This is a genomic window from Streptomyces sp. H27-H5, assembly GCF_026627505.1.
Lineage (GTDB): Bacteria > Actinomycetota > Actinomycetes > Streptomycetales > Streptomycetaceae > Streptomyces.
Genome location: NZ_JAPNLK010000060.1, coordinates 14,356 through 34,572 on the forward strand (window position 1 = coordinate 14,356; position 20,217 = coordinate 34,572).

The window sequence follows — 20,217 nt, forward strand, 5'->3', positions numbered from 1 at the left end:
CTACGGTCGGATCGTTAGCTGAGATGAACAAGCGGGTGTACGCCGATGGCCGTCGACAGCGGTCGGTCGGTACGGGGGCCCGATTCGGGAGGCTTGTGTGGGGACCATCTCTGTGTCGGAGAACGCCGTCGCGCACCGTACGGTCGACAGCGCGCACCGCGCGCCGGACGGGCCCGGCGCACGACTGAGGCGGGCCGCCACCGACGTGCTCGCCCGCTACGCGGACGCCCTGCGGGCCGAGGGTCACCCGCTCGTGGAACTCCCGGACCTGTGGCGGGACACCCGCGCCCAGGCCGCACTGGTCCTCGCGGAGTGCGCCCGCGCCCTCGACGCACCCGGCCGGGCCCGAACACGCGGCCACCTGGACGCCGTCCAGCCCGCGGAGGTGTCCTTCCACGCGCTCGGCGCCCGGTGCGCCGCAGCCGAACTCGGCCTCGCCGACTGCCTGTCCGCCATGGACCGGCTCACGGACGCACTCCTCGCGGAGCTGGACACGACGCGCCGCGAGACGGGCGCCGCCGCGGCGGACGTCGTGCGCCGCGTGCGCGCCCGCCACACCCGCGCCGCGGCCCACGGCTACGAGACGCACCTTCGGGCGCGAGGAACCGCCCCGGGCGACGACTGCTGTGCCCGCCTGGCCCGCGACGCCCACGACCACCTCGGCGGCAGCCTCGCCCTGGCCTTCCGGCACCTGGAGCTCCACCGCCTCAAGTCCCGGACCGCGGGCACGGACGCCCCGGGAGCGGACGCCTCGGGCACGGACGCCTCGGGAACGGACCGGCACCTCACCGCGATCCACGACGCGCTCCAGGAGGCGACCGCCCTCACGCGCGGCCTGGTGACCGGACTGCGCGACGCCCGCCGCGCCACCGGGGAAGGCCTGGAGGAAGCGCTGCGCCGCCACGCGGACCGGCTCAACCCGACCGGACTTCCCGTGCGGCTGACACTGGAGGGCGACGCGTCGCGGGTACCGCCCACCCACCGCCGGGAGATCGTCCTCGTCGTCGGGGAGTTCCTGCGCAACTCCTTCGCCCACGCCGATCCGCGGACCGTCACGATCGGTGTACGGATCTCACCCCACCGCGTCGAGGTACAGGCCGTCGACGACGGGCGGGGCTTCTCCCGCGACACCCCGCGCGAACACGGCGGCGGCCTGACGGCCATGCGCGAGCGGGTGACGCGGATGGGCGGGCGCTGCCTGCTGTTCAGCGCCCCGCAGGAGGGCACCCGGCTGCTGCTGTGGGTGCCGCTGACCGGCGGCCACGCGCCGCACCCGGGGGAGACATGGAACTCATTCGCATCCTGATGGCCGACGATCACACCCTGCTGCGCGACGCCTTGGCCGAACTCCTCGACGCCGAGGAGGACTTCGACGTGGTGGCCGTCGCCGGCGACGCCGCCGAGACCGTGCGGCTGACCGCCGAACTGCGGCCCCACGTCGTGCTCCTGGACATCGAGATGCCGGGCAACGAGGACCCGGCCGCCACCGTCAGGCACCTGCGTCGGGCCGCGCCGGAAGCCCGGATCATGGTGCTGACCATGCACGACGACCCCGTGCTGGTCCAGACACTGCTGCCGCTCGGCATCCGGGGGTTCCTGCACAAGACCGTGAGCCACCAGTCGCTGGCCGGCACGGTGCGCGACGTGTGCGCCGGCGGCAGCCGGGTCACCCTCTCGCTCTCCGCCCGGAGCCTGGCCACTCCCGCACCCTCGGACACCGGACTGCTCTCGGTCCGCGAGACGCAGGTCATGGAACTGGCCGCCGGCGGACTGAGCAACTACCGCATCGCACGCCGACTCGACATCGCCGAGGGGACCGTGAAACGCCACATGCGCAACATCTTCGACAAACTGGACGCGGGGTCCCGGGTGGAGGCGGCCAACAAGGCGGTGCAGCGCGGTCTGATCGCCCCTCCCGTGACCGCCCCCCGGGGGATACGGCACGCCCGCGCCCTGCCGGACACCGTCGTCGGGTAGGGCCCGGCCGGGCGGCGCACGCCGGGCGCCGCCCTCGCGCAGCCCTGGACCGGACGCCGGGCGCCGGACCCGGTCTCCCGGGCAACGGCGCCCGTGCGCCACGGGCGGTGTCAGATGCCCATGCCGATGCCGCCACCCACGGGCAGCACCGCGCCCGTCACGTACCCGGCCTGCTCCGAGGCCAGGAAACGGACCGCCGCGGCGACCTCCTCGGCCGTACCCGGCCGACCGAGCGGAGTCATCCCCATGACCTGCTGCATGCGCCGGTCGGTCAGCCCGCTCGTCATGTCCGTGTCGATGATGCCCGGCGCGACCAGGTTCACGGTGATGCCCCGGGAGCCCAGTTCCCAGGCGAGCGAGCGGGCGAAGCCCAGCAAGGCGGTCTTCGCCGCCGCGTAGTTGGTCTGCCCCGGGGACCCCAGGAACCCCAGTGCGGACGACACCAGCACGATCCGGCCCCGGCGGGCCGCCAGCATGCCGCTCGCGGCGGCCCGCACGGTACGGAACACGCCCTTCAGGTTCGTCTCCAGCACCTCGTCGAACGTGGCGTCGTCCATGCGCAACAACAGGGTGTCCCGGGTGATGCCGGCATTCGCCACCAACACCTCCACGGGACCCTGCTCCTCCGCGACGGCGGCGAAGGCGGCCCTGACCGAGGCGTCGTCCGTGACGTCGCAACGCACCCCCCACAACCCCTCCGGGGGCGTACCGGTCCGGTGGCCGACCGCCACCCGATCGCCGTCGGCGGCCAGAGCCCGCGCCACGGCCAGCCCGATCCCCCTGTTGCCGCCGGTGACGAAGACGGAACGTGACATGTGTTTCTCTCCTTACGGGGACACCGGGCGCTCGCCCGATGTCGTGAACGGCGCGAAGGTCATCGCGCCGGGGACTCCACCAGCAGGCACGACCAGGTGAAGCCGGCCCCCGCGCTGAACACGAGGGCACTGGACCCGGGCGCGGGCAGACCACGCGCCACCAACTCGGCGAGACCCGCGAGCGCGTCGCCCGCGCCCAGATGCCCGGTCTCCCGGCCGAGGTCGAGCAGGTGCGCCCCGCCCACCTGCTCCGCCAGCACCGGGATCCACGCCTCGGCCAGCGTCTTGGCACCGAACCGGGGCAGCACGACATGGGTCAGGCGCGGGTCGCGCCCGTCCATGCCCCCGTCGGCCAGCGCCTGCGAGACGATCGTGCGGATGGCCCGACGGTTGGAGGAGGTGAACGGCAGCGCTCCGTGGGTGCGCAGGTAGGCCCGCTTGGTGGCGCGCATGTCGACCCGGTCGCGATGCCCGCGGGCCACCGGGGAGAAGGGGTCCGCGCCGCGGTGCATCTCCTCCAGCAGCGGGTCCGCGACCATCGCGATCGACCGCAGCAACAGCACGTCGCCGTCGGCGGCGGGACGGCGCAGCAGCACGGCCGTACCGGCGTCCCCGTACGCCACTGCGAAGTCGCCCGCCCAGCGGTCGAAACCGGGCTCGGCGAAGCGGTCTCCCGTGGTCACCAGGCCCAGCCGCGGCCGCGCCGAGGCGTCCGGGGCCGACGAGGCCAGCCACGCCATCACCAGCCCCATGGCGGCGGCGCCGCCGTTGCACACCTGCTGGATGCCGATCGGCAGGGCCCGCAGGGCATCGAGACGGCGGGCCACGTAGTGCGCGGGCGACCACAGGTCGTGCCCCTGGTGGTACATCCACGCATGCGCCAGCACATCCAGCCCGTCGCCCGTCAGGCCCGCCGCGTCCAGCACCCCGCGGGCCGCGAGGACCGCCGCGTCGGGCGGGGCCACCGCCCCCGCGTCCGGAACGCTCTCGTGCCCCAGGGCCGCCGCGTCGCTGCGGCGCAACCGCCCCGAGGCGACCGCCTCCGAGGCGAGCGAGCGCCCCTCGGGCAACCACAGCCCGGCCGTCACAATGCCCACCGGCTCGGTCGGTCTCATCGCCCGCACCACCTGTCCGCACATCGGATCGTCTTCATCGCCGGAAGGCTCGGGCGCCCCGATGAAAGCGCGGGCAAAAGCCGGCCGAAACCGCCGCGCCCGGTGCGGATCACCCCCAAGCACGCACGACACGGGCCCGGCGGAGGCACCGCCCATGTCACTTTCGGAGTGCTTGCCGCTGCCTCCGAACCTGGGATTGGCTGGTTCAGGCCGGATCGGGAACACATGGACGTCCCCGATCAGGCCTCCCACGACCCATGAATCGAAGGGCCATCAGATGACTGACATCGCGATATCCGAGGACCGGCGCGCCCAGGTACGGGCCATCGTCGCGGACGTCCTCGAAGTGGACGCGGACGCCCTGACCGACGAGAGCAGCTTCGCCGAGGACTTCGACGCGGACTCGCTGCTGATCATCGAGATCTTCTCGCGCTTCGAACGCGACCTCGGCATCCGGATCCCGCAGGAGGACCTCACCGAGCTCGACGAACTGCCCAGCGCCTACCGCCTGGTCGAGAAGCACAGCGCCCCGGAGGCGCTGGGTGTCTGACGAGGCCTCCGGCACCGGGCGCCGCGTCGTGGTCACCGGGCTCGGCGCGGTGAGCAGCCTCGGGCTCGGCGCCCGCGCGGTCACCGCGGCGATCCGGGCCGGGCGCAGCGGCATCGGGCCGATCGGACAGTTCGACGGCACGGGCTTCGAACGGACCCTCGCCGGCGAAGTGCGCGGCTTCCACGCGGAGATGCACCTGCGCGGCACCGATCCCGCGCGGTGGGGGCGCAGCGGCCGCTTCGCCGCCGCGGCGGCGCGGATGGCGGTCACGGACGCCGGGGTGAATCCGGCGGCGCTGTCCGCGGGGCGCACCGCGAGCTGCTTCGGAACGACCAACGGCGAGTCACAGGTGATGGAAGGCCTGACCCGACAGTGGGTGGACGACGGCCTCGCCGCGCTCGACCCGGTGCTCGCCGGTCGGGCCGACGCCGGCCGGATCGCCGCCGCCGTCAGCGCCGAACTCGACCTGAGCGGCGAATCCGTCACCTTCGGAACCGCCTGCGCCGCCGGCAACTACGCCATCGGCTACGGCTTCGACCTGGTCCGCACCGGAGAGGCGGACGCCGTTCTGTGCGGCGGATCCGACGCCTCCAACCGGGCCACCCACGCCGGATTCCATCGGCTCGGGGCCCTCGCCGCCGATGTGCCCCGTCCCTTCGACGAGCACCGCGACGGCATCGTCACCGCGGAGGGCGCGGCGGCCCTGCTCCTGGAGCCCCTCGACACGGCGTTGGCACGCGGCGCCCGGATCTACGCCGAGGTCCTCGGCTACGGCATGACCTGCGACGCCCGCCACATGACCAACCCGGACGCCGCGTCGATCGCCGAGTGCGTCCGGCGCGCCCACCACCACGCCGGCATCAAGCCCGGCGACGTGGACTACATCTGCGCGCACGGCACCGGCACCAGGGCCAACGACTCCACGGAGACGGCCGCCGTGCGCGAGGTGTTCACCGACGGCCCGCCGCCGATCAGCTCGATCAAGTCCATGCTCGGGCACACGATGGGAGCGGCAGCCGCCTTCGGCGCCCTGGTGTGCTGCGCAGCCCTGTCCGAGGGGTTCCTCCCGCCGAGCGCCACGCTCCGCCGGGTGGATCCGGCGCTCGGACCCGATCTCGACTGCGTCCAGGGGCGGGCCCGGGCCGCCCGGCCGCGCATCGTGCAGAACCACGGCTTCGCCTTCGGCGGGAACAACGCCGTCACCATCTTCGGAGAGTTCACCGCATGAGCATCGTGGACGACCAACAGCGTCCGGCCGTCACCTCGCGGACGGTGGTTCCCATGGCGCTGGACACCGCCGGGGTGATCAGCGCCGCCGGCGTGGGACTGCGACCGCTCGCCGACGCCCTGCGGCGGGGCCTCGCGGACGGCGGTGAGCCGCCCGCCGCCGGCGAGGCGGAGAGCTATCCGCCCCTCGCCCTGCGCCCGGCGGACTTCGCGGCAGCCGACCTCCTCGGGGCCAAGGGACTGAACCGGCTGACACGGGCCGAACACCTGGGCATGGCCGCCTGCGCCGTGGCCCTCGAACCGGTCCCCGACCGGTCCGGGACCGGCGTGGTCCTCGGCAGCGCCGTCGGCAGCAGCGCAGGCGTCGGCCGCTTCACCCGGGACAGCTTCGTCCAGGAACGCCCCTACATGGTGAACCCGTCGGCCTTCCCGGGCACCCTCATGAACTCGGTGGCAGGCCGCACGGCCATCCGCCACGGCCTCACCGACGCGAACGCCACCGTCTCCGGCGGACCGACGGCCTCCCTGCACGCACTGCGGTTCGCCCGGAACACCCTGGTGGCCGGCCACGCACGCCGGTTGCTGGCCGGTGGCGTGGAGGAACTGTCGCCCCAGAGCGCCTGGGCCTGGCACCGGGCCCAGGCGCTCGCACCGGGCACCGCACTCGGCGAGGGCGCCGCCGTGTTCGCCCTGCGGACCGACCCGGACGGGGCCACGGGCGAGGGCCCCCTCGCCCTCGTCCTGGCCGTCGAGACCGGCTTCGCCGCGGCCGGGCCCCTCGCCGTGGGCCGTCGCCTCACCACCTGCGTACGGAACGCACTCGCCCGCAGCGGGGTCGGCGCCGCCGACGTCGCCGTGGTGGCACCCGGTGCGGCCGGCCGGCGAGGCTGGGCGGCCGTCGAGGAACGCGCCCTGCGCGCGGCGCTTGACGGCCCCGACGGCCCCGACGGCCCCGACGGCCCCGACGGCCCGCACCTCCTGCGGGTGCAGGAGGTCCTCGGCGAGACCCACGCGGCGAGCGCCGCCCTCCAGATCGCCGCCGTCGTCGCCCGCTGGCACGACCCTCACCTCGACACCCGCGGCGAACGGGCCGCCCTCGTCACCTCCGTCGGACCGGACGGCTCGGTCGGCTGCGCCGTCCTGCTGCACCCGCACGCGGACGCCTGAGGCTCCCCGCCCCGACCCGCCGCTCCGCCGCCCCCCGAACCACCACACACGTAAGGACATCCCTCCCCATGCGTTACCGCTATCTCGGCCGCACCGGCCTCCAGGTCTCCGAGCTCTCCTTCGGGGCGGCCACCCTCGGCAACCCCGGGGCGTTCGGCGGACTGCCCGGCGCGAACTGGTCCCAGTTCGGGGTCAACGCGGGCGACGACGCCGTCCGCCTCGTCCACGCCTGCCACGACGCGGGCGTCAACTTCTTCGACACCGCCGACGTCTACCGGGACGGCGAGTGCGAGGAACTGCTCGGACTGGCCCTGAAGGACCGCCGCGACAAGGCCGTCATCGCCACCAAGGCCCGCTTCCGCACCGACCCCGACGACATCAACGCCGCCGGCTCCTCCCGCCACCACCTGGTGCGCGCCGTCGAGGCGAGCCTGCGCCGCCTCGGCACCGACTACATCGACGTGCTCTACCTCCACGGCACCGACCCGCGAACCTCCCTGGAGGAGACCCTCACAGCCCTCGACGACCTGGTGCGCGCCGGGAAGCTGCGCTACATCGGCTGCTCGAACTTCCCCGGCTGGCAGCTGATGAAGGCACTCGACATCTCCGACCGGCGCAACCTCACCCGCTTCTCCGCCTACCAGGGCTACTACAACCTGGGAGCGCGCGAACTGGAGCACGAGATCGTGCCCGCCGCCGCCGACCAGGGCGTGGGCATCACCGTGTGGAGCCCGCTCGCGGGCGGATTCTTCAGCGGGAAGTACCGGCGCGGCCAGGACGTCTCCGCGGACTTCCGTCTGGCCCACGAGGGCCCCGCCTCCATCGCCCCGCTCACCGACCGCGAGCAGGCCTACGACGTGGTCGAAGTGCTCGACGGCATCGCCCGCGAGCGCGGTGTCTCCATCGCCCAGGTCGCCCTCAACTGGGTGCTCGCCAAGCCCGCCGTGACGTCCGTGGTCTTCGGCGCCAGCCGCCCCGGCCAGCTCCAGGACAACCTCGGCACCGTCGAGTGGGAACTCACCACCGAGGAGCGGCAGCGCCTCGACGCGGCGAGCGACCGGCCCGCCCCCTACCCGTACTGGCACATGCGCGCGATCGCCGGCGACCGGGACCTGCCCGGAGACCTCAGGCCCTGACCGCGGCCGCGGCCGCCCTCCCGCCCTCCCACCGTTCAGCCGCAGTCCACCCCAGGAGCACACCCGTGCCCATCGCCGTCATCGCCCTGTCCCTCAGCGGTTTCGCCATCGGAGTCGCCGAGTTCATCATCGCGGGGATCCTCCCCGACATCGGAGCGGACCTCGCCGTCTCCATCCCCACCGCGGGACTCCTGGTGTCCGGGTACGCGCTCGGCGTCGTCATCGGCGCCCCCGGCCTCACCGTCCTGTGCGCCCGCACCGAACGCAGGACCCTGCTGATCCGGCTCATGCTGGTCTTCCTCGCCGGAACGATCCTGTCCGCCCTCGCCCCCACCTACGGGCTCCTCATGGCGGGCCGCGTGCTCTCCGCCCTCGCCCACGGCGCGTTCTTCGGTGTCGCCATGGTGGTCGCCTCCGATCTCGTCCCCGAGGACCGCAAGGGCCGCGCCGTGTCGATGGTCGCCGCGGGTCTCACCCTCTCCACCATCCTCGGCGTCCCGGCGGGCACCTTCATCGGCCAGCACTTCGGCTGGCGCTGGGCCTTCTGGATGGTCGCCCTCTTCGCCGCCGTGGGCCTGGCCGGCATCGCCTCCCTCGTGCCCCGGACCCCGGCGCCCGAGGGCACCGGGCTGCGCTCCGAACTCAAGGTGCTCCGCCGCCCGCAGGTGCTGCTCGTCCTGCTCACCACCGTGCTCGGCTTCGGCGGCGTCATGACCTCGTACACCTACATCGCCGAAATGGTCACCGGGGTCACCGGCTTCACCGACGACGCCGTCACCCTGATCATGGTGCTGTTCGGCGTCGGCATGTTCGTCGGCAACCTGATCAGCGGCCGGCTCGCGGACCGCGCCCCCAGGACCGCCATGTGCGGCGCGCTGGCACTGCTCACCCTCGTCCTCGGAGCGTTCACCTTCACGGTGCACGACAAAGCGGCCACCTGCGTGACCGTGTTCCTCTTCGGCGCGGCCACCTTCGCCACCATCTCCCCGCTCCAGATGCGGATCATGGCCAAGGCCGACGGCGCCCCCACGCTCGCCTCGGCGTCCAACATCGCCGCCTTCAACCTCGCCAACGCCGCGGGCCCGCTGCTCGGCGGCAGGATCATCGACGCCGGCTTCGGCTACCCCGCCCTCAACTGGGCCGGCGCCCTCGTCACCCTCGTCGGACTCCTCCTCGCCGGCCTGGGCGTGGCCGCGGAGCGCAAGGAGCACGCCACCACGGCCGCCACCACGCCTGCCGCCGGCTCACCGAGCGGCAGCGCCGCCGCGCACTGAACGCCCCTGAAACGAAGGGAAGTCACCGTGGAAGCCCCCCTCCTCGACGCACCCGTCAGCCCCACCACACCCGTCGCCCCCGCCTACGACCGGACCGTGTCCCGCGCGCTCGTCCACCGCTGGGCCCTGTCCGAGGTGTTCCTCACCGACTCCATCGCCACCGGCGAGGGCACCTTCACCGCCGCCGCTCAACTGCCGCTCTCCCACGGATACTTCCGCGACCACGTACCGGGCCGCGACTTTCACGACCCGCTGCTCGTCCTGGAGAGCTGCCGCCAGGCGGTCACCTACGCCTCGCACCTCCACGAGGAGGTGCCCCGCGACACGACGTTCATGGTCACGTCCTGGACGCTCGACATCACCGACCCCGAAGCCCTCCGATGCGGCGAACGCCCCGGGGAACTGCGCATGGAGGCACAGGTCACCGACCGCGCACGGCGCGGCGGACGGCTGCGCCGGCTGGCCTTCGCCATGGACCTCACCCTCGACGGCCGCACCCTGGGCCACCTCACCATGGACACCAACTGCACCCCCACCGACCAGTACCACGCACTGCGCCGCATGCAGCGCGGCACCACCGTCCCCACGGCGTTCACCCTGCCCGCCGATCCGGACGGAACCCCGGTCGCCCCGGCCCTGGTACGCCGACTCGACCCCTTGAACAGCGTCCTCGACGCGGTCGTACACCCGGACCCGGGCACCCTCACCGCCCGCCTGAGCGCCCGTACGTACCGCAACCGCAGCATGTACGACCACCCCTACGACCACGTCCCGGCGATGGTCTTCAGCGAGGCGGCACGCCAGTGCGCCCTGCTGCTCGCCGCGGAGGGAACCTCCACCACCGAGGACACCGTCCCCTCCACGCCGGAGGCCGGATCCGGACGCGTACTGCGCCTGCACGGTCGTTTCCTGAAGTTCGCCGAACTGGACGAGCACGTGCGTCTCACCGCCGCACGCGAGGAAGACGGCAGCCGGCAGGCCTTCCGGATGAGCGCGGTCCAGCAGGACGAGACGGTCGCCGAAGTACGTGTGGCGCTGGGCTGAGCCCTCCGCCCCGGCCACCCCACCTGCCTCCCTCCCCGCCCTCCCCACCTCGCTCCCGCCCTTCCCGCCCTTCCCGCCCCTCCCGACCCTCTCGCCCCCGGAGTCTTCCGTGACCACGGCACTGCCGACGACCACGCACGCCGTCGCGTTCTTCGACGTCGACGAGACGCTCACCACCGTCAAGACCATGTTCGACTTCTACGACTTCTTCCTGAACGCCGTCGGGCACACCCCACAGGAACAGCAACGGCTCCGCCAGGACGCTCGCGACCTGCTGCGCCCCGGCCTGCCCCGGGAAGAGGGCAACCGGCTCTTCTACCGACGATTCGCCGGCTACCGCGCCGAGCGGACGCAGGCCGCCGGGCGGGAGTGGTTCGCACAACACCTGCGCCACGGCGGCTTCTTCCACCGGGACGTCCTCGAAGCGCTCACGACCCATCGGGAGCGCGGGCTGGCCACGGTCCTGGTCTCCGGCTCCTTCGCCGCCGCCCTGGACCCCGTGGCCGCCCACGTCGGCGCCGACGTGGTGCTGTGCACGCGCCCGGAGATCCAGGACGGGGTCTACACCGGGGAAGTGCTGACGACGATGATCGGCGACGCCAAGACCCGGGCCGCCCGGGAACTGCTGGCCGAGCGCGCGATCGCCCCCGAGGACTGCCACGCCTACGGCGACCACGTCTCCGACCTGGGACTCCTCCGGCTCGTCGGCCATCCGGTCGTCGTCGGCGACCACCCGGACCTGCTGGCGGAGGCCGGCCGAAGCGGCTGGCACCACCTGACCGGCATCCCGGCCTGACGCCCACCCCACCACCACGCGCCGGCGCCCCCTCGGGGCGTGGGCGTGGCTACGTCGCATCGCCGGCCGCCGCGACCATGCGGACGAGGGTGTCGATGAGTGCGTCCGCGGTGGTGCGCAACATGCGCGTGCCGAGGTGACCGCTGAGCTCCATGGCCGCGATGCCGTGTGCGCCGGCGAGGAGCAGGGTGCCGTAGTGCGGTGCGTTCGGTTCGCCCACGACGTCGGTGACGACGGCCAGGAACTCGACCTGGAAGCGCCCGGCCGCGAGGACACGGTCCGCGGTCGGGTCTCCCACCGGTTCGCACAGCCGGCCCCGGACGTGATCGAGCCCTTCTCCCAGGTCCTCGGGGCGCTGCCCGGGGCGCCTGACCAACATCTCTGGTACAGGTGCGCCACAAGGAGATCGTGACCAGCCTGGACCGGCTGGCCCGGCTCATCGAGGGCGATCCTGAGGACGCGCGCGAGGCGGTCCGCCTCGTGACGGGAAACGGTGACTTCACCACGACCCTCGACGTCTCCGGCCTCGCTCCGCACAAGGTCTTCCGCATCCGGTGCGACGGGGAGCAGTTCGACAGGACGCGGTTGACCTTCCACGGCATGACCGAGGACGGCAAGCTCGCGGTGACACTGCCCGGCGACCTGTCCTGACCCCCGGGGTCGTGGGCCGGTGCCAGTCCCGGTCCCGGACCCGTTCCCGTGACCGGGTCGCCATCCTCGGCGCGGTGGTTCAGCCGCCGTCCACGTACGCTCGGGCGGCCACCATGACGTCGCGAAGTCGTCCGTCGGCGATGCACTGGGCCGGCGCCTGGTCTTCGAGCTGTGGGTTCATGCCGATCATCCAGGCGCGGGCGGTGTAGAGGCTTTCGGCGTCCTGGATGAGCTGGAACACCTGGAGGGCCGCACGCAGACGTTCCTCGGCGTCGTGCCGAGGGACGCTGTCCCCGGATGCCCACCGGCCGACCTGCTTGGGGTCGCTGATGCCGGCCAGACGGGCGGTCAGGCGCTGGCCGAGGTTGTCCTGGAGGAACCGGGCGATCTCATCGATGTGCATGCGCACGGTGATGGCGTGGGCCCGTTCGGCACTGACGACGCTCTTGGCGACGGTGATCTGGGGCTGCGGAGTCATGCTGCGGTCTCCCTTGCTGTCGTGACCGCGGGCCCGCGGGGAGCGGGTCGCGTGTCAGGCGACGCAGTTCGGGTGAGTGCGTGACCTGGGACCGCGTGCCGGCGTGAGCGGGAGCCGGTACGGACCTGGTCTGCGCGGGTCTGCCGCTTCGTTGGTGTGCTGCCGCCCCGCCGGGAAGCGTTACCTGCGCGGGGGGTGTGGCCGACTCGGGGTCGGCGTTCACCATCGGCGTTGGCCTGCATGGTGGGTTCCGGAGCACGAGTGGCAGCTGTCGTTCAGGCGCGTGGCGAGGACCGCGGCTCGGCCGTGTGCGCCCTGGGAGCGGGATGGCTCGGGGCTGGTGGCGTCGTCGGTTGCCGATAAGTGCCGGAAGGCGGTCTTCACGGTGTCCCCCTTGTGCTCGGTCTTGTGCTCGGTTGCGTCCTTCCGCCATAGGCTACCCAATATCACCAGTCAACTCCACCTGTTAGGGCGAAACTTAACGCCGGTCGATACTGCCGGAGATTCCGCTGTTTGGGATCTGATGGCCCTTTGAACAGGCGAAACGCCGCCACTCCCGTGATGGGGCAGCGGCGTGACCAGCCCCCGTGCAGGGGATTTTTCCTACGTTCGGGGGAGGGCAACCGGGTGGATTGAGAGTGAGTAAGAGGTGGCTTTAGTGGTGGTGTTACGGGTGGTGTTCGGTGGTGGTCTCCCGGAGCAGGAGGAGGTTCGCCGACCCGTCGAGACGCGGAGCGGGATCAGAGCATGGTGAGGCCGTACTCCTCGGCGACGGTGCGCAATGCCTCGGCCTCGGGAAAGACGAGGCTGGATTCCTCCTGCTTGAAATCGACCCCCGAGAACAAGGCCCAGCAGCGGCGCCGCCCGAACCGGGAGCGGTAGGCGATGCCCTGGATGAGACCGTCCTGGTGGGTGGGGCCGGTCCGCTGGGCCGTCGCCCATGCGGCGATCACGCGGGTGACGCGGTGGTTGAAGCCCTGGATGTGCTCCGTGGTGAGCCGGCCCACGCGGTGGGCCGCGAGTTCCCGGTGGAGTTCCCGGGTCAGGGTGTCGAGCGTCGCCTCGTCGTCGACGTCTAGGAAGCGGGCTTCCTTGACGGGCTGTAAGCGGATCAGCGTGTGAGCCGTGGTCCAGTCCCGGGGGATCTTGCCGGGGGTCAGGTAGTACGGCTCCTTCCAGTCGTCCGCGATGAGGTCGCGCATGGCGGGGTCGACGCGGAAGGCGGCGAGGGTCTCCGCGAAACACCCTTCGTGTTCGGAGGCGCAGTAGAGGGTGCCGTGGGTGGCCAGGCTCCAGCGGTTTCCCCCGGCGGTGTGGGCGTCGTCCTCGCTGATGAACTCGTACTTGATCGGGTTCTTCGCTTTGCCCAGGCGCCAGATGCCGCGTTCGGGGGCCGGGATCAGGCTGATGTCCCGATGTGTTGTCGCCCTGTCCATGCGGCCGCTCCTTGCTCCGGCCGCCCGCTCTGCCGCGGTCGGCCGGTGATGCTCGTGGCGCGGCCGTCGGTGCAGGCCGGCTGCTCCGCCGACCGGGCCGGTTCGGTCTTGGATCCCGTACCGTGCGCCGCGCACGGTGGTCGTGGGTGGCTGTGCGCGGTGAACCAGGACGCACGTCGAACGATCATTTTCATGCTGTCGTCGGACCAATGCGAGCGAGTCGGAGCGATCACGAGGGGGCGCACGAGGGTTTCAGGGGGGCGCACTGTTCAGTTCGTACCTTGTTTCGTGCCTTGTCGGGTCATGGCGAGGTCGAGCTCCACGGCTGCGGCGCCGGCGTCTCCCGCGAAGGAGAGGACCACGCTCGCCGAGGGGGCCGCCGTGACGCGCGCGGAGAGGGAACGGACGGGGCTTCCCGTGGCCAACTGGAGTACGCACGTGCCGGAGCCGGCGTTCCAGACGCGGATCGTGCCGTCACCGGACGCGCTGGCCATGAAGTTCCCGTGCCCCTCGACGGTCCACAGGGCCACGGCGTGGACGACGGCGGTGTGGCCGGTCAGCGCCTCGCCCAGGGGGCGGCGGGTGGCGAGCTCCCAGAGCCGGACGGTGCCGTCGTCGCCCGCGCTCGCCAGGTGGGGGACGAGACCGGGGGCGGGCCGGACGTTGAGGGCGACGGCGTGCACCCGACCCTGGTCGCACTTGAGGGGCGCGCCGACCATGCGGCCCGTTCCGGTACCCCACAACCGGACGGTGCCGTCGGAGCTCGCGGAGGCGTACCAGTCCCGGTCCCCGTCGGAAGCGGCCGCGACGCAGCGCACCCGCAGCCCGTGTCCGCGACCGGTGTGCAGGAGGCGCCGCCCGTCGAGGTCCCACAGCTTGACCGTGTAGTCGTCGCTGCCGGTCAGGAGGAGGTTCCGTCCGTCGCGGGTCGTGAGGGGGGCCAGCGAGCGGATCCGGTCGATGTGACCGTCGAGCCGGTGGGGGAGTACCCGCCCGTCGGCGGCATCCCAGAAACGGACGCCGTGATCGGAATCGGCCCACAGCAGGGTCGCCCCGCCGAAGCCCTCGGGCGCCCAGGCCAGGGCCGACGCCGGTGCGCCGGTGTCGATCCGTGCGGTCGTCGTACCGGTCGTGGCCTCCACGATGTCGATACCGGGACCGTCGCTGCCCAGGGCCAGGCCCGCGGACCGCCCGGCCGCGCCGTGAGCGAGGACGCCGCCGCGGGAACCGGGGGCCGTGCCCGCCCCGGCCAGGGCCCGGGTGAGGTCGCTCGCGTTCCACAGCCGCAGCGTTCCGTCCGTGGCCGCGGAGACGAGGGTCGTCGTGCCGCCGAGGAGCACGGGCTCCAGCGCGGTGACCGCGGCGGTGTGTCCGGTCAGGAACGCCGCCGGGCGGTCGGTCTCCGTGTCCCACAGGGCGATGTCCTTGCCGGAACCTGCGGCGAGCAGGTGCCGGCCGCCGAAGGGGACGGCGGCCAGGCTGCCCACCGGTCCGGTGGCGCCCGTAAGCGTGATCAGGCGGCCTGCCGTGCCCCACACGGTGACGGTGCCGTCGACGTGTCCGGCGGCGATCCGCCCGCGGGCGCCGGCACGGGTGAGTACCCGGACGGCGCTGGGGAGGTCGAAGCTCTCGACGGTGCGGAAGGACTCCGTTTCCCGGAAGCTCAACCGCGTGCCGTCCGCGACGGCGACAAGGCCCCGGCCGCTCTCGTCCTCCCACGAGGCGAGGGCCAGTTTGGCCGTGCGGGGCGTTTCCCCGGGCAGCGCGAGCCGCTCCTCGCGGCCGAAGCGCTCCATCCAGGACACCACGGAGCCGTTGCCGTCGACGCAGACGACGACGGCCTCCCCCTCGGTGTCGACGTACGAGGCGACGTCGTCGATCCAGATGTCACCGGGCTGGTTGAGCCGGTCGACGGCCGTGCCGCGGGCGGGGTCCCAGAAGCGGACCGTGCCGTCGGTGCTGCCCGACACCAGCAGGTCCGTCCGGCCGGGACGCGCGGCGACCGTCAGGCTGCGAACGGATCCCTCGTGGGCGGCGATCCGTTCACCGATCGCCGTGCCCGCCACGGCGTCGATCAGCTCGATGTGGCCGTCGTCGTCGCCGGCGGCGAGAACGGTCCGGTTGTCCGGCAGGGTGAGGACCGCCAGTGAGCGCACTGAAATGTCCAGCGAGGCAAGGACGTTGGAGGGCGGGCGCCACCGCGACCACAGAACCGCCATGGGCGAGGCGCCGGGACGTTCCTCCCCGGCCGGTGTGCGGGGACGGCTCACCCTCTGATCGGCCAGGCCGGCGTACGCCAGGTACAGGCTGGCCAGCCTCGAGGCGAAGTCCGCCTGGTGCAGGTACGGTTCGACGCTCGCCCAGGCCTGTAACCAGTGTCGGGGCCCGTTGCCGCCGGCCGAGGGCAGCAGGGCCCGGATGGGGCTGCCCGTCACCCAGGGCAGCAGCTCGGCCGGCACGTGCTCGTCGTCCAGAACCCGGCCCCACCGGGCGTGCTGCGCCAGGTATCGCCGCACGTAGGGTTCCGGCGGTATGTGCGCGTAGGGGCCGACCAGTCCGGCCAGCGCCGCCGCGATCCGCGCGTGCACCTCGTGCGCGTCCTCGCGCTCGTCCGCGTACTCATCCGGCCCGTCCTCGGACGCGCCCTCCCCCTCGTGCGGCACAGCCGTCCCCCCACCCCGCCCGGCCGCCGCTTCGGGGCGGCGGCCCCTCAGTACCGCGGACAGCCGGTCGTGTGCCGGACGGTAGACGCGGTAGTCGTCCTCGGTGTCACGGGTGAGATACCCCGCCAGGCGGCCTCCCAGCAGCAGGCGGATCTTTTCTTCGGCCTCGTCCAAGGGCCGCCGGAGCAGCGCCGAGGCGACCGCCGACCACACCGGGCCGCGGGGGATGCCGCGACCCGGTGAGAACGCGCAGGCCCGCAGGAGGGCGAGCGATTCCGGCACCGGCAGACCGTCCTCGGCGGCGCGTTCGAGATCCTCGTCCAGCAGCCCCGCTGTGCCCCGGTGCAGGCCGGCCAGCCAATCGGGGTCGGCCAACAGGCCGGGGCCACCGCCGCGAAGCTGGTCGGCGGCGACGCGGGCGTCGAGGAAGGACTGCGGCGAGGCGACGGCGATGGTCCGCGCCACGGCGGTCAGGTCAACGCCCTTCCAGGCGGTCGCGCCGTGCAACAGGGCCTGTACGTAGGCCTCGATGTCCTCACGCATGCCGGAGTCGTCGGTGCGCAGCACCGACGATCCGGGAAGCGCGTTGCGGAGTTCCGACAACAGGTCGCCGCCGGTTTCGGACTCCGACCCGAGGACGTGATCGCCGTGGCTGCGGACCGCCACCACCAGGCGCACGCGCCGCATCACGGGGGACGACCCGTGGACTTGGGCCGGTACCGACGGGACCGACGGGGCCTCTTCGAGGTGGCCGGCGAGCGGGACCAACACCTGGTCGATGCAGGAGGCGGGGTCCACCGCCTCGTCGAGGGAGTCCACGACGACGGTCACCATCGGACCGGGCCGAGCGAGGAAGGACCGCAGCCCGCCCTGCCAGCGGCGCAACCGGTCCCGGCCCGTGGGATCCGCCGATACGCCCAGCTTGTCGCCGATGGTGCGCAGCAGGCTCAGCGGTTCCCGGTTGCGCGCGGTGACGGCCACGGTCACCGCCCCTTCGCCGGGAACCGTGTCCGGGGGGCAGTGGCCGGCGGCCCGGGCGAACCGGGGATCCTGCCGGAAGGACGCGTCGCTGAGGGTCACCGCACGTCCGAGGATGGCGGACTTCCCGCTCGCGGTGGTCCCGCTGACGATCAGGACACCGGCCGGTCCGGACAGGAAGCCCACCACCGCCGCGTTCAGGCGCTGCCGTCCGGAGAAGTACCAGCCCGGGTCGACGCTGTTGGTGCGCCCGCTGGCCTTCTCCAACCAGTAGTCCATGTCGTCGAGGCTGGTGGCGACCTCCCGGCGCGCTTCCCGGGTGGCCGAGGGGTTCGGCCGGTAGCCGGGGTTGGGAAGCGCCGGCGTCGGTTCGTACAACTTGTTGCTCAGCACCGGTGGGGGTACGTACAGGGAGCGACCCTGTTCGGCATTGATGCCCGCGGCGGCGGTTTCGAGCGCCTTGTGGAACTCGGCCATGGTCAGGTACCGCCGGACCACGGTCTCGCTCGTGCGCAGATCCTCGTGGGCGCGGCGGAGGATCAGTGCGAACGCCCCGCCGAGGACGGTCGCGTTCGGTGCGGCGGTCGCCAGCACGTTCAACGTGGCGGACGCTGTACGGTCGGCGGACAGGTCCCGTCGAAGGTCCAGCAGCTCACCGCCGATGTCGGCGGACTCGCACATGTTCACGATCACCAGGACGTCACGGGCCGAGGAGTCGAGCGCCGCGATCACGATCTCCGTGGTGCGCAAGCCGGTCGCGAGCAGTCGGGAACGGTCGGTGTCGCGGAGCACCGTGTAGTGCTTCGTCGCCGCCGACGTGAGGCCGTGACCCGTCACGAACAACACCACCGGGAGGTCCGGGCCCGCCTCGCGGATCCGGGACGCCTCCAGGAAGCACTCCACGTCGTGCCGGTTGACGACCGGATCGGGGTGAGTGGTCGTCACGAACCCCGGACGTCCGGCCTCGGACCGCTCCCACCACAGCGCCACCGCGTCCAACTGCTCCGCCACCGCGGCGGCGAACGCCTCCGTACCGTCCTCCAACACCAGCACGAACAAGGCACCCGCCGAGGCCTCCGTGGCCTCCTTCGCCGCCTCGGCCGCGTCCGCCGTGCGCGTGCCTTCGACCAAGCCGGACCCACCGGGCCCGGTCCCTCCCGGCCCGACCTCACCCGGTGCGGTCCCACCCCGCCCGGCCCGCCCGATCACACCCCGCCCACCGCTCATGTTCCCTATTGTTCACAGGCATGGACCAGCACGCGCACCACCGATCCGCCGCACAGGACCCCCGCGCGGACGACGAGTTACCCGCCGACGTCACCCAGGACGCCGTGGTCGTCGTGCCCGGCATCATGGGCAGCGCCCTCTACGACAACGAACGGGGCCGGCACGTCTGGGGGCTCGAGGGGATCTCGTGGCTGGTCCGCGCCTGGACCCTCCCGGGCGGGCTCACCTCCCTCGCCATGAGGGACGAGGAACTGGAGGGCAAGACCGGGCGGATCACGGCGACCGGACTGCTCAAGCACTCCGCCTGGACGCCCTATCTGGCCGGCATCGAGCCCTACACCGACCTCGTGGCGGCCGTCGGCCGGTGCGTCGCCCACCCCGCCGCCGTCCTGGAGTTCGCCTACGACTGGCGCCTGCCCGCCGCGACCAACGGCCGGCTCCTCGCCGAAGCCGCCCGCGCCCACCTCACCGCCTGGCGCGCGCATCCCGCCCACGACCGCGCCCGCCGCCATCGGGTCGACGAACGCGAAGCCCGGCTCGTCTTCGTCGCGCACTCCATGGGCGGCCTCGTCACCCGCGCGGCCCTGGACCCCCGCCTCGACGGCGACCTCCAGGCGGACACCCGCGGCGTCCTCACCCTGGGCACTCCCTTCCACGGCGCCGTCAAGGCCACCGTCATCCTCAACACCGGCCGGGGCACTCCGGTGCCCCTTCCGCACCGCAAACTCCGGGCGATCTGCGCGAACATGCCCGGCCTGCACGACCTCCTGCCCCAGTACAAGAGCGTGCGCGAGGACGGGAACATCCGGCACCTGACGCCGGGCGACGTCGTCTCCCTCGGTGGGAACGCCGAACTGGCACGCGACGCGGCCCGCCTCCACCGCGACCACCGCGGCATCGAACTGCCCGGGCACCGCTCGGTCGTGGGCATCAACCAGCCCACCCTGCAGAACCTGAGCATCCGCGAGGGCCGGGTCACCGCCTTCGAGGACGGCGCCCGGGCGCACGCCGACGGCACCCTCATCCGGGACGGCCACGATCGGATCAAGTACTTCCGGGTCCAGGGCGACGGCACCGTCTACAAGGAATCCGCGTCCATCAGCCCCGCGGTGACCACCCTCCCCCTCCAGCACGGAGACGTCGCCAAAGCCGACACCGCCCTCGAAGCGGTCGTCGAGATACTCCGGGAGGACATCCACCTCGGCCCCCCGCAGGGCGAAGCCGGATGCGGGCTCGACACCCCCGACTTCGTCGAGGCCGGTCAAGCCTGGAAGGTGACCCTCACCGACGTGGACTCCCTCGCCGGCGTGACCTGCCGCATCACCGCCCTCGACGACCCACGCGACGTCCAGGACGCGGCCCTGACCTGGGAAGACGGCAACGCGGTCGCCGTCGCCACGGCCAAGGCCCCCGGCCTGTACCGGGTCGCGGTGCGCACGCTCGACGGCGCCGACATCACGCAACTCGTCCTGGCGGGCGACGCCGGCGGGCGCCTGGAGGAAGCGGAGGACTGACGCCCGGGGGCGCCCGCGCGTCGCCCGGCGGGGCGGGCGCAGGTCACCGCACACGGGTGACCCGCTCGCGCCGCGCCGCCTGCGGGGGCGGCGGCATGGGGCGTCGGGTGAGGCCGCGTGATGTTCATAGCGGACGGAATGGGTGATTCCGGAGGGGCGTGATCATAGA

At 72.8% G+C, this 20,217-nt stretch carries 17 protein-coding genes; 11 read left to right on the top strand and 6 right to left on the bottom strand.

Going from position 1 to position 20,217, the window contains the following annotated elements; genetic code table 11:
- Window positions 1–97: 97 nt before the first annotated feature.
- Window positions 98–1,306 carry a sensor histidine kinase gene (locus OTB19_RS26940; RefSeq protein WP_267801089.1) on the top strand — a complete coding sequence of 403 codons (1,209 nt, stop codon included), beginning with the start codon at window positions 98–100 and terminating at the stop codon, window positions 1,304–1,306.
- Window positions 1,285–1,977 (top strand): response regulator, encoded by a 693-nt coding sequence (locus OTB19_RS26945; protein WP_267801090.1) that lies wholly within the window; start codon window positions 1,285–1,287, stop codon window positions 1,975–1,977. The genes OTB19_RS26940 and OTB19_RS26945 overlap by 22 nt, the downstream gene beginning before the upstream one ends.
- 110 nt (window positions 1,978–2,087) lie before the next feature.
- Here OTB19_RS26945 and fabG read toward each other — a convergent pair whose 3' ends face one another.
- The gene (gene fabG, locus OTB19_RS26950) at window positions 2,088–2,792 is read right to left on the bottom strand and encodes a 3-oxoacyl-ACP reductase FabG (protein WP_267801091.1); all 705 of its coding nucleotides are present in this window, start codon (window positions 2,790–2,792) and stop codon (window positions 2,088–2,090) included.
- Between the two features lie 59 nt (window positions 2,793–2,851).
- Window positions 2,852–3,907, bottom strand: a complete 1,056-nt coding sequence (locus OTB19_RS26955; RefSeq protein WP_267801092.1) for a ketoacyl-ACP synthase III family protein — start codon at window positions 3,905–3,907, stop codon at window positions 2,852–2,854.
- 277 nt (window positions 3,908–4,184) lie between these two features.
- Here OTB19_RS26955 and OTB19_RS26960 point away from each other — a divergent pair, with 277 nt between their 5' ends.
- The 7 genes from OTB19_RS26960 (at window position 4,185) to OTB19_RS26990 (ending at window position 11,101) form a co-directional block, all read left to right on the top strand.
- A complete protein-coding gene (locus tag OTB19_RS26960; RefSeq protein ID WP_267801093.1) occupies window positions 4,185–4,457 on the top strand; it encodes an acyl carrier protein in 273 nt (90 codons plus the stop codon).
- Window positions 4,450–5,685 (top strand): beta-ketoacyl-[acyl-carrier-protein] synthase family protein, encoded by a 1,236-nt coding sequence (locus tag OTB19_RS26965; protein ID WP_267801094.1) that lies wholly within the window; start codon window positions 4,450–4,452, stop codon window positions 5,683–5,685. The genes OTB19_RS26960 and OTB19_RS26965 overlap by 8 nt, the downstream gene beginning before the upstream one ends.
- On the top strand, window positions 5,682–6,851 hold the full coding sequence (locus OTB19_RS26970; protein ID WP_267801095.1) for a beta-ketoacyl synthase N-terminal-like domain-containing protein: 1,170 nt from the start codon (window positions 5,682–5,684) through the stop codon (window positions 6,849–6,851). Before OTB19_RS26965 ends, OTB19_RS26970 begins: the two co-directional genes overlap by 4 nt.
- 68 nt (window positions 6,852–6,919) lie before the next feature.
- Window positions 6,920–7,987 (top strand): aldo/keto reductase, encoded by a 1,068-nt coding sequence (locus OTB19_RS26975; RefSeq protein ID WP_267801096.1) that lies wholly within the window; start codon window positions 6,920–6,922, stop codon window positions 7,985–7,987.
- Window positions 7,988–8,052: 65 nt separating this feature from the next.
- The gene (locus tag OTB19_RS26980) at window positions 8,053–9,261 is read left to right on the top strand and encodes an MFS transporter (RefSeq protein WP_267801097.1); all 1,209 of its coding nucleotides are present in this window, start codon (window positions 8,053–8,055) and stop codon (window positions 9,259–9,261) included.
- Between the two features lie 27 nt (window positions 9,262–9,288).
- Window positions 9,289–10,305, top strand: a complete 1,017-nt coding sequence (locus OTB19_RS26985; protein WP_267801098.1) for an AfsA-related hotdog domain-containing protein — start codon at window positions 9,289–9,291, stop codon at window positions 10,303–10,305.
- A 109-nt stretch (window positions 10,306–10,414) separates the two neighbouring features.
- A complete protein-coding gene (locus OTB19_RS26990) occupies window positions 10,415–11,101 on the top strand; it encodes an HAD family hydrolase (protein WP_267801099.1) in 687 nt (228 codons plus the stop codon).
- 49 nt (window positions 11,102–11,150) lie between these two features.
- Here the strand turns inward: OTB19_RS26990 and OTB19_RS26995 are convergent, their stop codons facing one another.
- Complete coding sequence (locus OTB19_RS26995) at window positions 11,151–11,480, bottom strand: WHG domain-containing protein (protein WP_267801100.1); 330 nt, start codon at window positions 11,478–11,480, stop codon at window positions 11,151–11,153.
- 29 nt (window positions 11,481–11,509) lie between these two features.
- Between OTB19_RS26995 and OTB19_RS27000 the strand changes: the two genes are divergently transcribed.
- Window positions 11,510–11,752 carry a DUF6042 family protein gene (locus OTB19_RS27000; RefSeq protein ID WP_267801101.1) on the top strand — a complete coding sequence of 81 codons (243 nt, stop codon included), beginning with the start codon at window positions 11,510–11,512 and terminating at the stop codon, window positions 11,750–11,752.
- Between the two features lie 79 nt (window positions 11,753–11,831).
- On the opposite strand, the gene OTB19_RS27005 is transcribed toward OTB19_RS27000, so the two are convergent.
- The 3 genes from OTB19_RS27005 to OTB19_RS27015 all read right to left on the bottom strand — a co-directional run bounded on the left by OTB19_RS27005 (window position 11,832) and on the right by OTB19_RS27015 (window position 18,438).
- Entirely contained in the window at window positions 11,832–12,230 is a 399-nt protein-coding gene (locus OTB19_RS27005; protein ID WP_267801102.1) for an XRE family transcriptional regulator, read from the bottom strand.
- 740 nt (window positions 12,231–12,970) lie between these two features.
- A complete protein-coding gene (locus OTB19_RS27010) occupies window positions 12,971–13,666 on the bottom strand; it encodes an RES family NAD+ phosphorylase (protein WP_267801103.1) in 696 nt (231 codons plus the stop codon).
- Window positions 13,667–13,935: 269 nt separating this feature from the next.
- The gene (locus OTB19_RS27015; protein ID WP_267801104.1) at window positions 13,936–18,438 is read right to left on the bottom strand and encodes a WD40 repeat domain-containing protein; all 4,503 of its coding nucleotides are present in this window, start codon (window positions 18,436–18,438) and stop codon (window positions 13,936–13,938) included.
- A 116-nt stretch (window positions 18,439–18,554) separates the two neighbouring features.
- Here OTB19_RS27015 and OTB19_RS27020 point away from each other — a divergent pair, with 116 nt between their 5' ends.
- The gene (locus tag OTB19_RS27020) at window positions 18,555–20,048 is read left to right on the top strand and encodes a lipase/acyltransferase domain-containing protein (protein WP_267801105.1); all 1,494 of its coding nucleotides are present in this window, start codon (window positions 18,555–18,557) and stop codon (window positions 20,046–20,048) included.
- Window positions 20,049–20,217 lie beyond the last annotated feature (169 nt).

Excerpts from the sequence above, each read along its gene's own strand:
- OTB19_RS26945 (WP_267801090.1), top strand. The coding sequence starts at position 1,285 with ATGGAACTCATTCGCATCCTGATGGCCGACGATCACACCCTGCTGCGC.
- fabG (WP_267801091.1), bottom strand. The coding sequence starts at position 2,792 with ATGTCACGTTCCGTCTTCGTCACCGGCGGCAACAGGGGGATCGGGCTG.
- OTB19_RS26955 (WP_267801092.1), bottom strand. The coding sequence starts at position 3,907 with ATGAGACCGACCGAGCCGGTGGGCATTGTGACGGCCGGGCTGTGGTTG.
- OTB19_RS26960 (WP_267801093.1), top strand. The coding sequence starts at position 4,185 with ATGACTGACATCGCGATATCCGAGGACCGGCGCGCCCAGGTACGGGCC.
- OTB19_RS26970 (WP_267801095.1), top strand. The coding sequence starts at position 5,682 with ATGAGCATCGTGGACGACCAACAGCGTCCGGCCGTCACCTCGCGGACG.
- OTB19_RS26975 (WP_267801096.1), top strand. The coding sequence starts at position 6,920 with ATGCGTTACCGCTATCTCGGCCGCACCGGCCTCCAGGTCTCCGAGCTC.
- OTB19_RS26995 (WP_267801100.1), bottom strand. The coding sequence starts at position 11,480 with ATGTTGGTCAGGCGCCCCGGGCAGCGCCCCGAGGACCTGGGAGAAGGG.
- OTB19_RS27005 (WP_267801102.1), bottom strand. The coding sequence starts at position 12,230 with ATGACTCCGCAGCCCCAGATCACCGTCGCCAAGAGCGTCGTCAGTGCC.
- OTB19_RS27010 (WP_267801103.1), bottom strand. The coding sequence starts at position 13,666 with ATGGACAGGGCGACAACACATCGGGACATCAGCCTGATCCCGGCCCCC.
- OTB19_RS27020 (WP_267801105.1), top strand. The coding sequence starts at position 18,555 with ATGGACCAGCACGCGCACCACCGATCCGCCGCACAGGACCCCCGCGCG.